Source organism: Streptococcus downei MFe28, assembly GCF_900459175.1.
GTDB classification, from domain to species: Bacteria; Bacillota; Bacilli; order Lactobacillales; family Streptococcaceae; genus Streptococcus; species Streptococcus downei.
On sequence record NZ_UHFA01000002.1, the window covers coordinates 213,417 to 228,573 of the forward strand.

12 protein-coding genes and 1 tRNA gene are annotated in these 15,157 nt (G+C 43.8%); 6 read left to right on the top strand and 7 right to left on the bottom strand.

The genetic code is table 11. The features are described 5' to 3' along the window. Window positions 1-313 precede the first annotated feature (313 nt). The 6 genes from DYE66_RS01030 to DYE66_RS01055 form a co-directional block, all read right to left on the bottom strand. Window positions 314-643 carry a hypothetical protein gene (locus DYE66_RS01030; RefSeq protein WP_002996285.1) on the bottom strand — a complete coding sequence of 110 codons (330 nt, stop codon included), beginning with the start codon at window positions 641-643 and terminating at the stop codon, window positions 314-316. An 11-nt stretch (window positions 644-654) separates the two neighbouring features. After that, on the bottom strand, window positions 655-1,059 hold the full coding sequence (locus DYE66_RS01035; protein ID WP_044123691.1) for a helix-turn-helix domain-containing protein: 405 nt from the start codon (window positions 1,057-1,059) through the stop codon (window positions 655-657). A 440-nt stretch (window positions 1,060-1,499) separates the two neighbouring features. After that, the gene (gene tsf, locus DYE66_RS01040) at window positions 1,500-2,540 is read right to left on the bottom strand and encodes a translation elongation factor Ts (protein WP_002996215.1); all 1,041 of its coding nucleotides are present in this window, start codon (window positions 2,538-2,540) and stop codon (window positions 1,500-1,502) included. Between the two features lie 253 nt (window positions 2,541-2,793). Continuing rightward, window positions 2,794-3,567, bottom strand: a complete 774-nt coding sequence (rpsB, locus tag DYE66_RS01045) for a 30S ribosomal protein S2 (protein ID WP_002959771.1) — start codon at window positions 3,565-3,567, stop codon at window positions 2,794-2,796. A gap of 192 nt (window positions 3,568-3,759) precedes the next feature. Next, complete coding sequence (locus DYE66_RS01050; protein WP_002996064.1) at window positions 3,760-5,610, bottom strand: APC family permease; 1,851 nt, start codon at window positions 5,608-5,610, stop codon at window positions 3,760-3,762. Window positions 5,611-5,734: 124 nt separating this feature from the next. After that, on the bottom strand, window positions 5,735-6,694 hold the full coding sequence (locus DYE66_RS01055; RefSeq protein WP_002996275.1) for a helix-turn-helix domain-containing protein: 960 nt from the start codon (window positions 6,692-6,694) through the stop codon (window positions 5,735-5,737). A 239-nt stretch (window positions 6,695-6,933) separates the two neighbouring features. Between DYE66_RS01055 and ptcA the strand changes: the two genes are divergently transcribed. The 6 genes from ptcA to DYE66_RS01085 all read left to right on the top strand — a co-directional run bounded on the left by ptcA (window position 6,934) and on the right by DYE66_RS01085 (window position 12,376). After that, window positions 6,934-7,950, top strand: coding sequence for a putrescine carbamoyltransferase (ptcA, locus tag DYE66_RS01060; RefSeq protein WP_002996223.1), 1,017 nt, complete (start codon window positions 6,934-6,936; stop codon window positions 7,948-7,950). Between the two features lie 74 nt (window positions 7,951-8,024). Continuing rightward, entirely contained in the window at window positions 8,025-9,377 is a 1,353-nt protein-coding gene (locus tag DYE66_RS01065; RefSeq protein WP_002996228.1) for an APC family permease, read from the top strand. Window positions 9,378-9,413: 36 nt separating this feature from the next. After that, window positions 9,414-10,511, top strand: coding sequence for an agmatine deiminase (gene aguA / locus DYE66_RS01070; protein WP_002996175.1), 1,098 nt, complete (start codon window positions 9,414-9,416; stop codon window positions 10,509-10,511). Window positions 10,512-10,559: 48 nt separating this feature from the next. Next, complete coding sequence (arcC, locus tag DYE66_RS01075) at window positions 10,560-11,516, top strand: carbamate kinase (RefSeq protein ID WP_002996157.1); 957 nt, start codon at window positions 10,560-10,562, stop codon at window positions 11,514-11,516. Between the two features lie 89 nt (window positions 11,517-11,605). After that, a tRNA-Cys gene (locus DYE66_RS01080) sits at window positions 11,606-11,676 on the top strand. A 133-nt stretch (window positions 11,677-11,809) separates the two neighbouring features. After that, window positions 11,810-12,376 (top strand): hypothetical protein, encoded by a 567-nt coding sequence (locus tag DYE66_RS01085; RefSeq protein ID WP_002996074.1) that lies wholly within the window; start codon window positions 11,810-11,812, stop codon window positions 12,374-12,376. A gap of 436 nt (window positions 12,377-12,812) precedes the next feature. Here DYE66_RS01085 and DYE66_RS01090 read toward each other — a convergent pair whose 3' ends face one another. Then, window positions 12,813-14,708 (bottom strand): M13 family metallopeptidase, encoded by a 1,896-nt coding sequence (locus tag DYE66_RS01090; RefSeq protein WP_002996052.1) that lies wholly within the window; start codon window positions 14,706-14,708, stop codon window positions 12,813-12,815. Window positions 14,709-15,157: the final 449 nt, after the last annotated feature.

Consider the following 15,157-nt stretch of genomic DNA (forward strand, 5'->3'; position numbering starts at 1 on the left):
TACGTTCTAAGCGCTAAATCACCTAATACTCAATAAGGAGCAGACACCAAGAGTGGACTTCTCCCCTAGCCAACTTTGTCTGCCAGCATTATCTACTGGACAAACCAACCTATCAGAAAATATGATAAGCCCTTCAGTTCTAGCTAATACTAGCAAAACGTCCCGTCATAAGAAGAGCTTGAAACAATTAAAAAGTGCTAGCCTCGCTACTTTTTCAACATCACACACATTGACGCAGTGGCTGATTTGTGATGATGGATTTAATGCTTTGGCATCTAGTCCATCACATACCAGCGAAGTGGCGGTAAGGTCCTTATCCCTTGCTAGGCAGGGAAGCGATAGTCATCAGTAATCCCCCAAGCAAGCCGATAATTAAATAGAGTAAGGCTAGTCTCTTTTTCTTTTGAAGCTCGGCCAATTCTTGACTCCTTGGTGCTGGATAGTCCCTACGTTGAACAAAATAATGGTGAAGGCCAACAATGCCACCCCGACCAGACGCCGATAGCACCCAGATTTCAGGATGGTCCATACCTCTGGCCTGGGCATCCAATTTTATCAATTGGTAAAGTTGAATATTGAAGCTGACAAAACCTAGTAAAAAGATAGCTGCCCCGATAATTACCCACATATGACCACTAAACATAAAATCACCCCCTAAATCATTCTAATAATTTGATAAAAGATAGCTCCCATTCCTAAGAGTAGGATCAGGACGGCCAGAATAATTAGATAATCATGTTTAAAAATTAAAGCTAAAAATAGGAGTCCGAAAAATAGGAGCAAATAAAGACCTAGTAACCAGATTAAGTTTCGGTTACTGGTCACTAAATCAGTCGTTTTTTCGAGATGTTTCACCATGGCTTCATCCCCCTTAACCAGTTGATCCAGGCTCAAATGATAAAGATTGCTCAGGGCTATCAAGCTGACTATATCAGGATAGGTTTTTCCCCTTTCCCAGTTTGACACTGTCTGTCGCGATACTCCAAGGCTGTCAGCTACCTCTTCTTGAGTCAAGTCGCTAAGCAACCGTGCCGATTGTAATTGTTGACCTACCGCCATCATTACCTCTCTTTCTGATTCTATTTTCTCAGTTTCTTATCTTGCTGTCTATCAAATTCTTTTGACTTAGACTTTTTTTCTGTCAAAAGTCTTTGACAGAGCACTAAAAAAGACTAGGCTTGAAACCCAGTCTTGTCGCAACTGAACATGGATTAAAAGTTATTAGATTAGGATTAAGCTGCACAATAACTAGGAATTGAGTTCGCCTACAACCCCGTGGAAAAAGAAAAACACCAGCCCCATGCGGAACTGGTGTACATCTGCTAGGCGCAGTAGCTGATTGGCCTCTTTGCACCACTTCGTGGCACAGCAGAAGCCTAGTCGGCCTTGCGGGGGTGGTAAAACAGTCCGGTGGACTGTTTTAGCCTGACACCTTGAAATTAAAGAGTGGAGGGGGAAGGAAGGTTTTGACAAAGTCAAATCCCTTCTATCCCACTCCCTTACTTATTCAAGGCTGCAGCCATGGTTGCGGCTACTTCGTTTTCAAAGTCATTTGTGGCTTTTTCAATTCCCTCACCAACTTCGAAGCGGGCAAAGTCAACAACCTTAGCATTGACAGATTCAAGGTAGGCTTCAACGGTCTTGCTGTCGTCCATGATGTAAACTTGAGCCAGAAGGGTATATTCTTGGTCAACCTTGGTGTTGTCCAACTTGAAGCGGTCCATCTTACCTGGGATAATCTTGTCCCAGATTTTTTCTGGTTTGCCTTCAGCCTTGAGTTCAGCCTTGATGTCTTCTTCAGCTTGTGCCAAAACTTCGTCAGTCAGTTGGCCCTTAGATCCATACTTCAAGAATGGCAGGGCTGGTTTGTTAACCATAGCACGGCTTTCGTTATCTTGTTCGATCTTGTGGTTCATTTGAGCCAATTCGTCATGGATGAATTGCTCGTCCAATTCCTTGTAAGACAAAACTTTTGGACTCATTGCAGCGATGTGCATTGAGATTTGTTTTGCCAAGGCTTCGTCGCCACCTTCAACAACAGAGATAACACCGATGCGGCCACCGTTGTGTTGGTAAGCACCGAAGTGTTGAGCGTCTGTTTTTTCCAAAACTTGGAAACGACGGAAGGAAATCTTTTCGCCGATAGTTGCTGTCGCATTGACATAAGCAGCTTCCAAAGTTTCTCCTGTAGGCATGGTTAGAACAAGAGCTTCTTCATTGTTAGCTGGCTTGTTTTCAGCGATGACTTTGGCTGTTTCGTTAACCAATTCAACGAATTGGGCGTTCTTAGCAACGAAGTCTGTTTCAGCATTGACTTCAACAACGGCTGCCACATTCCCAGCAACATAAACGCCAGTCAAACCTTCAGCAGCGACACGGTCAGCCTTCTTAGCTGCCTTAGCCATACCTTTTTCACGAAGCAATTCGATGGCCTTGTCCATGTCACCATCAGTTTCAACCAAGGCTTTTTTAGCGTCCATAACGCCTGCACCTGATTTTTCACGCAATTCTTTAACCAGCTTAGCTGTAATTTCTGCCATGAGTTTTCTTCCTCCAAAATTTATATGATGAAAGAAAGGGACGAGGGCTAGGCCCCGCCCCTTTCGTGGTTTTACACTTATTTACTTTTAGTAGGGATAGGCAAAAGTTTACCATTTATAGTGCTAACCTCTACCTATTATTTCCTAATAATTGTAGTCGAACTAAAATCCTAGCGAAAAAGATGAACTTCCTAGTGTCTCTTTGACACTTAGGTCCGTTCCCTATTTTCCTACGGATTTTTTAACGTTCTCCTTACTTGTTGTCGCCTTCGACAACTTCTACCAATTCTTCAAGGGATTCCGTTGAAGCAGCTTCTGCCAGTTCTTCTTCGACAGCCTTGTCTTCCCCTTGTTTACCTTCGATGATAGCGTCAGCCAATTTAGAAGTAATCAACTTAACGGCACGGATAGCGTCATCGTTGGCTGGGATGATAACATCAATATCATCTGGGTCAGTGTTGGTATCAACCATAGCCACAACTGGGATGCCAAGTTTCTTAGCTTCCTTAACAGCAATTTGTTCCTTATGTGGGTCAACAACGTACATAACGTCTGGAATCCGTGGCATATCTTCGATACCGCCCAAGAATTTTTCAAGACGAGCACGTTGCTTGTTAAGCAGGGCAACTTCCTTCTTAGGAAGGACTTCGAAAGTACCGTCAGCTTCCATTTGTTTGATTTCTTTCAAACGACGGATACGCTTTTGGATAGTATCCCAGTTAGTAAGGGTACCACCCAACCAACGGTGGTTGATGTAGAATTGACCAGCACGAGTAGCTTCTTCAGCGATAGCTTCAGCAGCTTGTTTCTTAGTACCGACAAAGAGGATAACAGCATCGTTAGCAGCAGCATCACGAACGAATTCGTAAGCTTGATCAGCCAACTTAACCGTTTGTTGCAGGTCGATAACGTGGATCCCGTTACGTTCGGTAAAGATGTACTTGGCCATCTTAGGGTTCCAGCGACGAGTTTGGTGTCCAAAGTGAACACCAGCCTCAAGTAATTGTTTCATTGAAATTACTGACATGAGTAGTTTCTCCTTTTGTTTTTTTCCTCTCTCAGATTTCAACTCGCCGATCAACCCCTTGGGGCAACAGACCCACGATTCGTCCAAGATGAGTATTATCGCAAACTGCGACCTTTTTATGATAGCAGAAATCCCTAAATTTTGCAAGCGTCTGCCATGGTCAGATGATTTTGCGAAAAGCCGACTCAGTGCTTATTTCTTTAAGTGATAGGAATAGGTCGCAATGACAATATCCTCATGCCAACGCAGACTTGCCCGCAAACGAAGACTCATTTGGTTATGGAGGATGTTCTGCCAGCCATGTTTAGGAATAAACTTAGGAATCACTACTGTCAAAGTATGCTCATTTTTCTTTGTTTCTTCTAACATTTTTTGAACAAATAGGGTTGTTGGCTTAACAATATCGCGATAATCAGAATCTATCATCACTAAAGGGACATCGGGGAAATAGCGTTTAAATTCCTCCTCCAGCTCTTCGTCCTTCTCCTTAGTTTCCAAGGTCGCTACATGCATGGCTAAAACCTTTTGTCCAATGCTGCTGGCATAATTGATAGCAGGGATACTAGCCTGAGTCATATTACCAACAAGTACCAAAGCAGTATTCCCTTGATAGGACGGAATGGCCTTCACCTCATCTGTTATCCGCAGTTGCATGGCAACATTGGTGTAGTGTCGTTTAATGGTATTAAAGAGAACTAACAAGGCAACAATAATTGGGAAAAAGGGCCAGATATCTCCCAACCGAAAAACCAGCAAAATGAGCACAATACCGTAACAGATAAGAGCCCCTAGAATATTTGCCAAAGAATGACACAGGTAGCCTTGTTTTAAGGTTCGTTTCCAATGAATCACCATTCCGGTTTGTGATAAAGCGAAAGGAATAAAAACACCGATAGTGTAGAGGGGAATTAGTCGCTCGGTAGAACCATCAAAGATAAAAAGCAAGGCAATAGCCCCCAAGGCCAGAGTAATTATCCCATTAGAATAACCGAGGCGGGCTCCTTTTTCCATAAACAGATGGGGCATATATTTATTTTTTGCCATATTAAAAGAGAGCATAGGGAAGGCGGAAAAACCTGTGTTTGCGGCAACGGCAAGGATAAAAGCTGTCGCTAACTGAAAAATATAAAAGAGAGCATTACCCAAGGCCGAGTTGCCATACACTCTTCTGGCAATCTGAGCTAGAACTGTTACGTGGTGGGAAGGTAGAATCCCCAGCCAGAAGTTTAGAAGACTAATACCAGCAAACATCAAACCCAAAATTAAAGACATTAAACTCAAGGTTGTTGAAGCATTTTTCTCCTTTGGATTCTTGAAAAAAGGAACAGCATTAGAAATGGCTTCAACACCTGTTAAAGAGGCTGAACCACTTGTAAAAGCCCTAAGCAGGAGAATAATGCTTACTCCCGAGACACTTTGTCCAATATGGGCAGTTGCCGTATAAGGGAGATGTCCCGTTATAATCTGATAGGCACCATAAATTAGCAAAAACAAAATACTGATAATAAAGAGATAGACTGGAATCATCAAGGATTTAGCTGATTCTCTTAGCCCTCTGAGGTTCATCACCATTAGAACCAAAACCAAAGCTATCGAAAGGGCTAAATTGTGCTCTTTAATAGCAGGAAAAGCCGACGTTATCGCATCAGCACCAGAGGATACTGAGACAGCCACCGTCAGCATGTAGTCGACCAGTAAGCTACCTCCGGCAATCAGGCCCCAGCTGGGGGAAAGATTTTCTGATGAGACGACATAGGCTCCTCCTCCCTTGGGATAAGCGTGAATAACTTGTTGATAGGAGATGGTCAGGCTGGCTAAAAGCACCAAGACCATAAGTCCAATTGGCAGAGACCACCAAATCGCCAATGGAGAAATTGCTGCTAAAATCAGAATAACCTGCTCTGGTCCATAGGCAATTGAAGATAAAGCATCGCTAGACAGCATGGCTAGGGCCTGCCTTTTAGACAGGAGATGACTATCATCCCCCTCACTAGTAGAAATCAGAGGACTCCCAATAAAGAGGGCTTTTAATCGTTCAAGCATTATTAAACTCCTAAAAATAGTGATGGTTCATTATAATACTCTATTTCAGCTTTCGCAAGACATTTGAAGGCCTTGATTAATATTTTGTTCAGGCCAGAAAGATACTCACTACTATGAGTCTTTCCTACAATGAATGACTGGTGCTTTTAAAGTTGTCAAAAAGGACATAAATTTCATCCCGCTGGTGGATGGCCATCTTGAAATAGATATTATGAATATGAGCTTTGACCGTCCCGATGGAGAGGAAGAGGGTGTCCGCAATCTCTTGATTATTCTTATGTTCAAGCAAGAGCTGACAAATCTCACACTCCCTTTGAGTCAATCGGTAATGACTGAAAAAAGCCTCTTCTTTTCTTGCTAACAGGCTGTTAGTCTTTTCATTTCGCAGTTTTTTCTTGGGATAGTCCAGCAGGAAGTAGCGAATGGTTAGTAGACAGACGCAGAGATTGAAAATATCTTGGGAAAAATTGCGATTTTGAATTTTGACGTTCAAGGAGTGGTAGCTATCAACACGGAAAATCACGAAGCTATCCTCCAGTAAAATCAGGAGCCCAAATATTAGACAGATGAAGCCTATCCAGGTTAAATACTTGGACACCAGCGACTGCGCTTTCTTCAGTTTCTTTTTTTGATGCCAAGCCAGCCCAGCTAGATAAAGTAGGAGTAATTGATTGGGGAGGTAATAGAGATAGACCGCCAAGGCACTACTGCTAAAAAGAGGAATCACGACCATCCAGCTTGTGATAAAAATCAAAATTAGCCATTGTGAAGGGTGAATGGTTTTCCCTGCCAAGCGCCTTAATAGCCAGAGCTGGCAAAAATTATTGACCGTATAAATCAAGGTTTTAACCAAGGGCATTCCCATAGACTCCTTGTTATAGATATGCGCAAAACTGGTAAAAACCTCAGTAAGAGAGACAATGACATTATCAAAGATGAAAAAGAGCAGATAGAGTCCTAGAACAAAGAAAAACTGACCCTGGGACTCTTTCTTTTCTTTGTAGGCATAGTTATAGGCCAGAGCCATGGTCACCGAATAGAAAACCAGCAAAAGGCTGTTGTATAAATAATTTAAAATTGCCATATCTTCTCTCCTAATCTCAGGTTTAGTATAGCACACGCCTTTGCATTTACCCTCTAAACCCTGAGTCTAAACTTATCTAAACTCTTTCTTACTTTCATCATATAGAGCCAATAAAACCAGGCGATTAGAAGAAGTTTACATTTTTATAACCAAATGTTGCCAGTTGGTTTATTGTAACCTCTTGCAATCTTGTTTAGACTGGGATTAACAAACAAAATAACTATAGGAGGTCTCTTCAGATGGTTAAAAAAAGAGATTACATTACAACCGAAAGCTACAGCAAGGAAGAATTGCTAGATATCGTTGAACTCTCCCTTAAGCTCAAGGATTGTATCAAGAATGGCTACTATCCTCCGTTGTTGAAAAATAAGACCTTGGCGATGATTTTTCAACAATCGTCTACAAGGACTCGTGTTTCCTTTGAAACGGCTATGACTCAGCTAGGGGGACATGCACAATATTTGGCTCCCGGACAAATTCAGTTGGGTGGTCATGAAACCATTGAGGATACCTCGCAAGTGGTTTCTCGCCTGACCGATATTATCATGTCTCGGGTTGAGCGCCACAAGAGTGTTGAAGACCTTGCCAAGTTTTCTTCCGTTCCTGTCATTAACGGCATGTCAGACTATAACCACCCCACTCAAGAGTTAGGGGACCTTTGCACCATGATTGAGCACCTACCCGCAGGTAAAAAACTCGAAGATTGTAAGGTGGTCTTTGTTGGAGATGCAACTCAGGTTTGCTTCTCTTTAGGTCTGATTACTACTAAGATGGGTATGGAATTTGTCCATTTCGGCCCAGAGGGTTTCCAACTCAATGATAGGCACAAGGCTAAGTTAGACGAAATTTGTGCTATTTCAGGTGGTAAGTATACCGTTACAGACGACGAAGACGCTATTATTGGCGCTGACTTCCTCTACACCGATGTCTGGTATGGCCTCTATGAGGCTGAACTTTCCGAAGAAGAGCGCCTGAAGATTTTCTATCCTAAATATCAGGTTGATGCAGCCATGATGAAAAAAGCTGGTCCAAACTGTCAATTCATGCACTGCCTGCCGGCTACCCGAGGAGAGGAAGTTACCGATGAGGTCATGGACGGTCTAAACTCTATTTGCTTCGACGAAGCCGGAAATCGACTAACGTCAATTCGTGGCATTCTCGTTTATCTTCTGCGAGATTATGACGATAAAAACCCTTATGATTTGGACAAACAAGCTCAAGCCAAAAGCGAACTTGAACGCTTCTTAAAGGCTTGATTGGGGGTAGAAGGGAGAGTGACCATTGCCTATTCCTCCTTCTCTTTTCCCCTATTTTTGGAAGGACTAGAACTATGGAAAGCAAGAAAAAATTTAGCTTATTTAGTGCCGTCTTATCTGTTATTTGTGTCGTATTTGTAGCTGAGGCGGCTGCCCCTGTTGCCGCCATCGGAAACTCCCAGTTCTTCTGGTGGATTTTCCTCTTAATCGCTTTCTTACTGCCTTACGGATTGATTTCATCAGAACTTGGCACAACCTATATCGGTGAAGGAGGAATCTACGACTGGGTGACCAAGGCCTTTGGCCATAAATGGGGCTCTCGAGTATCTGGGTACTATTGGATTAATTTCCCACTTTGGTTGGCCTCACTAGCCGTTATGACCCCAACTTTAATTGAAACCATGACGGGCTACCACTTCTCCACCTTGGCTAGCATCATTACTGAGCTGATTTTCATCTGGATTATCGTTTGGATTAGTTTTTATCCGGTTAGTGATAGTATCTGGATTCTCAATGGATCTGCTGTGATTAAGATGATTTTGGCCCTCCTTGTTGGTGGTCTAGGGGTCTATGTTGCTCTGACCAAGGGAATGGCCAACAAGATGACCTTGTCCTCCTTGTTGCCTAGCTTCGATCTTAACAGCCTCTCATTTATCTCTGTTATCATCTTTAACCTTTTGGGATTTGAAGTCATCTGTACCTTCGCTGAGGGTATGGAGAAACCTAAGAAACAAATTCCTCAGGCTATTATCGTTGGTGGCTTGGTCATCGCTGCCATCTACATCTTCTCCGCTTTTGGTATCGGCGTTGCTGTTCCCACCAAGGAAATTTCAACTAGTAGTGGTATGATTGACAGCTTTAAGCTCTTGACAAATTCAAGTGGAGGCTGGTTCATTATTTCCATGGCCTTCCTCTTCTTGCTGACCCTCTTTGGTAATATGCTGTCTTGGTCCCTCGGGGTCAACAATACGGCCTGCTATGCGGCCGAAAATGGGGATATGCCAAAAGTCTTTGCCAAACGTAATCAAAAGAATCAGATGCCCATTGGCTCTGCCATTATGAATGGGGTTGTAGCCAGTCTAGTTGTCGTTATTGCTCCTTTTCTTCCTAACCAAGACTTGTTCTGGGCATTCTTCTCTCTCAATCTGGTTATGTTCTTACTCTCTTATGTTCCTGTCTTTCCAGCCTTTTACAGGCTTAGAAAAATTGACCCAGACACGCCCCGGCCCTTCAAGGTTGGTGGTAAAGATAATTTCCTAAAGCTTTTAGTCCTATTACCAATGGTGATTATCCTGATTTCTCTAGTTTTCACCGCCCTACCCTTATCTGCCCAGGAATTGACTGGCAAGCTTCCGATTACTATCGGTTCTATTATCTGTATTGCTATCGGCGAGGGAATTATTCTAGTTAAAAAAATTAAGAAGTAGTTAGTTTTGAATATGAGTAGTCGAAAGGAGACTATTATGGCAAAACGTATTGAAAATAGCACACCCAAGCAAGATGGCTTTCGTATGCCAGCTGAATTCGAACCACAAAAACAAATCTGGATGGTCTGGCCAGAGCGACCCGACAACTGGCGGTGGGGAGCTAAGCCTGCTCAAAAATCCTTCGTCAATGTCGCCACGGCTATCAGTCAATTTGAACCAGTTACTATGTGTGTCAATCCTAGCCAATATCAAAATGCTAGAGCTCAACTTCCCAGTCAAATCAGGGTTGTTGAAATGGCTAGCGATGACTCTTGGGTAAGAGATTCTGGACCTACTTTTGTCGTTAATGACCAAGGTCAAATTCGAGCAAACGACTGGACCTTCAACGCTTGGGGTGGCCTAGTAGATGGTCTCTATTTCCCTTGGGACAAGGACGACCAAGTGGCTCAAAAAATTTGCGAGATTGAAGGTGTGGATTCCTATCGAACTAATGGTTTCGTGTTAGAGGGTGGCTCCATTACCGTTGATGGTCAAGGAACCCTCATCACAACAGAAATGTGCCTACTCAGTCCTGGTCGTAATCCAGATATGACCAAGGAAGAAATTGAAGATAAATTGAAAGAACACCTCAACCTAGAAAAGATTATCTGGGTCAAGGACGGGATTGACCCTTACGAAACCAATGGCCACATTGATGATGTCGCTTGCTTTATCCGTCCTGGTGAAGTGGTTTGTATTTACACCGAGGATAAAACTCACCCCTTCTATAAGGAGGCTCAGGCAGCCTATGCCACCCTCAGTCAGGCAAGAGATGCCAAGGGTAGGAAATTAAAAATCCACAAGCTCTGTGTCACCCAAGAACCCTGCTACCTCAAGGATGCTGATACCATTGACTTGGTCGAAGGAACTCTGCCACGTGAAGAAGGCGAAATTTCTATAGCCTCCTATATGAACTTTCTCATTGTCAACGGTGGTATTATCCTGCCTCAATACGGCGACGCTAACGATGACTTGGCTGTTCAGCAAGTTCAGGCTATGTTTCCAGACTATAAGGTTGTTGGGGTCAGAACCGAAGAGGTTGCTTATGGTGGGGGAAATATCCACTGTATCACCCAGCAGGAACCCGCTGTCTGATTCTTACAAGTCACTATTTATCAAAAGTTCAAATGGGGGAGAAAGGCTATGAAAAGAAAAAAAGCTGTCATTGCTCTGGGCGGTAATGCCATCCTAAGGGATGATGCCTCGGCACTTGGACAACAAAAGGCAATAGCTAGCTCTGCGGAATACCTTGCCGACCTCATTGAGGAGGGCTATGAGCTGGTCATAACCCATGGTAACGGCCCTCAGGTGGGCAACTTACTCTTGCAACAGATGGCGGCAAACTCTAAAAATAACCCTGCCATGCCTTTGGATACCTGTGGGGCCATGACCGAAGGGGCAATTGGCTATTGGTTGCAAAATGCCTTGGACAACGTATTAGATCGCAGAGAAATCAACAAGAAGGTAGCCGCTTTAGTCACACAGGTTGAGGTCTCTGCCAAAGATCCTGCCTTTACCAATCCTAGTAAGCCTATCGGCCCCTTTCTATCAGAAACCGAGGCCCAGGAAGAAGCCCTACGAAGTGGAGCCACTTTTAAAGAGGAGGCTGGACGAGGATGGCGCAAGGTGGTTCCGTCTCCTCTACCCATCTCTATTCGGGAGAGTTCGATTATTGAAGAACTCTTAGAGGAGGGAGTCGTTACTATTGCAGCTGGTGGTGGTGGCGTCCCTGTTGTCCGCAATAATGAAGGAGATTTACAAGGAATTGAGGCTGTCATTGATAAGGATTTTGCCAGCCAGACCTTGGCTGACCTCATTGATGCCGATTTACTGATTATTTTAACGGGGGTTGATTACGTTTATATCAATTATAATAAGCCTAATCAGACCCAACTAAAAGACGTAACAACTAATGAATTGATGACTTACATTGATCAGGGACAATTCGCCGCTGGCAGTATGTTGCCTAAAGTTTCTTCTGCCATCCTTTTCGCAGAAAACAATCCCAAACGTAAGGCCGTTATTACTTCCTTAAATCATTTGAGCTCTGCCATCCACCAAGGAGAAGGGACCTGGGTTAGCAAAGAGAAGAAAAATTAATCAAACAGAGGTGGTAGGAACAATTAGGTTCGCTCCCATCAGCCACTTGACGAAGTCATATTTTTAGGATAAAATAGTCTTCGTTATTAGGCGGTATAGCCAAGTGGTAAGGCACGGCTCTGCAAAAGCTTGATCGTCGGTTCAAATCCGTCTACCGCCTCTCTGGAAGCACCCAGACTCTTGTTTTGGGTGTTTCATTTTTGGATTTTCCGCCTTAAATTTTACTAAATTTTTTGGAGGAAAGACTTGTTTTTCGATTGTTCCTCTGCTATAATACAGCTTAAAGGACGGTTATGATTATGAAAAAATTAACAGTTTTGACATTATTAGCCACTCTAGCGACTATATTAGCTGTCATTATCAATCCCAATCGGGCGAAAATGAACGTTTTAGGGATGACTTCTCAACCATCCAGCTCGCAAACCCTTGAAACTTCTGCTTCAAGCGAATCGCAAGTGGCCAGCACTCCCTTGACCACAGCCATTGTGACAGCGAGTCCGGGACAATACACCACTAAAGATGGTACCAAGGTAGAGGTCGCCGAAAATGGTAGCTTCAAGGCCACCTATTCAGACGGTAGCACGCTGGTAACCTATACAGACAATACCTATTCCTATAAGGGAAAGAATGGTGCTGAAGCTAGGACCTACAGCGATGAGACCTACTTCATTACGACAGCAACAGGTTCTTCCTTAACGACCTATGAAAATGGTAGCTACCAAGTCAATCTTTCTGATGGCAGTCACTACGATGCTTCTAACTCAAGTGACCTTGCTAGCCTGCAAAGTCAGTATAAGCTTCCTCGAATTGACAGCTACAACAAAATGGTAAAAGATATCGTTGATGAACTTAATCAATAATCCCTATTTCAAATAGACAAGGCTCAGCTAGGTGGCTGAGCCTTTTTCTAGGCACCATTTTCTGATAGAGAAGCACCTCCATGTTTTACAGACAGTCTTTCAATGCGAATTTGTATTGGGCCAGCTTCAGGGGGTGATTGCCTCTAGGATAGCACTAATTAGTGTTATTCTTCAAAAAAGAAGAAGTCCTGCTAGGCTGAACCTCCTCTCGGAGATTATGAAATCATACGACAGTCTGCGATACCTAGTGAGCTTAGACTGACGGATCCTGGCGTAGCGGAGTCTCGCCAGGGAAAGTTTATATCCTTAATCACAAAAAGAAGAGGCCCAGCTTTACCGGACCTCTTCTCGGAGATTATGAAAAAGAAAAGTTTATTTAGGATTGACTATAGTATAGCGGAGCTCGCTTAATATCAACTTAAGCAGTTGAGGTCAATTACCAAATAATCACGCGATCTTCTGGTACTCGCCACATACCATCGCCTTCTGTGACCGCAAAGGTGTCAAAGAATTCATCAAAGTTAGCAACTTGGACATTGGTGCGGAGCTTGCCAGGGGCATGCACGTCAATGGAAATCAGGAGTTGCAGGTATTCCTCACGGGCCTTCATCCGCCAAATGGTGGCAAAGTTGATAAAGTAGTCCTCAGCTGAGAAGTCAGCATCCTTCTTAGCTGCCTCTAAGGCACAGGCCAGGCCACCTAGGTCTGCAACATTTTCCGAGACGGTCAGCTTACCGTTAATTTTACCGCCTGCAAAATCTAGGCCATCAAATTGTTGAACCACCTTGTCGGTGCGCTCTCGGAAGGCGGCATAGTCAGCTTCGGTCCACCAATTTTTCAGGCTACCATTTTCATCAAAGGAAGCCCCATTGGTGTCAAAAGCATGGGAAATTTCATGGGCAATAACAGCTCCGATACCACCATAGTTGGCCGAGGAACTTTGCTCCAAGGCATAGAATGGCGCCTGGAGAATGGCTGCTGGAAAGACAATCTGGTTCTGCTGGGGATCATAGTAGGCATTGACCATATGGGCAGGCATATGCCACTCGCTGCGGTCAACCGGTTGGTTCCACTTGCTCCAGGCATGGGCAATAGAGATTTGCGCTAGCTTTTGGGCATTTTCGACAAGGGACAGATTCTCATCGATAACCTTCTTCTGGTAGGTCTCTGGTAATTTCTCAGGATAACCAATATGAGGGGTAATGGCATTTAGTTTGGTGATGGCCTTGTCAATCGTCGCCTTTTGTAGCCAATCATTCTTGGCCAGACGCTCCTTGTAGACCTCAATCATGGTGGCTACCTTGGCCTCAACATCCTTCTTGGCTTCTGGAGAGAATTTTTGGCCCGCATACCAAAGGCCTATGGCTTGATTGTAAGGGCCTTGAGCCAGGTAATAAGCGGCCTTCTTTTTATCCATAGCCTGTGGAGTACCTGAGAGGGCACGACCAAAGGCTCCTGACATGACCCGAATTTCATCCGTTAAATAGGAATTATAGGAGAAGGCTGCCGAACGTACTAGGACAGCCTTAAGAGCTGGCCAGTTAGCCTGACTGTAGTAATCCTTGGCAAAGTCGGTCCAGAAACGCTCCTCAGGGACAATAACCTTATCAGGAACCTGACCCAGAATATCTTTGAAAATGTCGTCCAAAGGTAATTCTGGAACCAACTTGGTGAAATCACTCCAAGCGTATGGATGGTAGAGCTTGGCATACTCAGAAGACTCCTCATTAGAGAGGACATACTTGGCCAATTGGGCATCCAAGTCTAATATTTTGTCCAGCAGGTCGCTGATTTCTTGCTCTGAAAAGCCAAATTTAGGTAGGAGGTCTTCTTGACACTTACGCCAAAGGGCTAGAAGCTCCTTGCCCTTTTCATTATCTGGGGCATAGTAGGTTGTATCTGGCAGGATGGTGCTAGGTGCCTGAGCCCAGAGGACATTGGTCCTAGCGTCCATAAAGTCAGGGGAAACACCAAAAGGTAAGAGGTTAGGCTTGCCTAGCATTTCTAGCTTGCCAGCTTCTTTAGCGAATTGCGCAAAAGAGCTATAAGCCTGATATTCCTTAATCAGGGCTTGGACAGGAGTCACGCCCAGCTCGTCACGCTGATCATAGTCAGCTACCAGTCTGTGGAACTTGACAAAGTTGGCTAAGACTTGGTCCTCGGGGAGATTCTTCCCCGCCAACCAGTCATCAGTGGTGGCCAACATCAGTTCCTCAATTTCATCGGATAGGTCAGAAAAACCACCCGTGCGGGGCTTGTCATCAGGAATCACCGCAGTTTTCTCCCATTCCCCATTAACAGCTTCAAAAAAATCATCTTGCAAACGTACCATAGTCTGCTCCTCTCTTTTATTTTTCGGGCACCTCTAAATTCCTCACACTTTCGGCTTCTCAAATGCTGTCAAGTCGGCCTTGGAAATTTTGAAGACGAGTTTCTTAGAGGTAGCCTTTCCTAGATTCTATTCTAACTATTATTTTACAACGCCTCCATTGTATCAAAAAACAGCCCCAAGGGCTGATATTCGCATTTATAAAATTCTTTGCTTTCTTCTCGCATATATGAAATTTTTTTGCGTTTTACTTGGACTTGGGCCGAGACCAAATAATAGAAGTGAGAACATAAGGCAGGACTCAATGCTTAAGGGAGCTATTGGCTAGCAAGAGAGACTTAGGTGATTAGTTACCTTATTTAGTTGGAGGCTTATTTAGAATTATTATAAATAGCGATTGAGTGTAAAAACCTTGCTTAGAATCATTATAAATAGATAATTCTTGCTTCTTC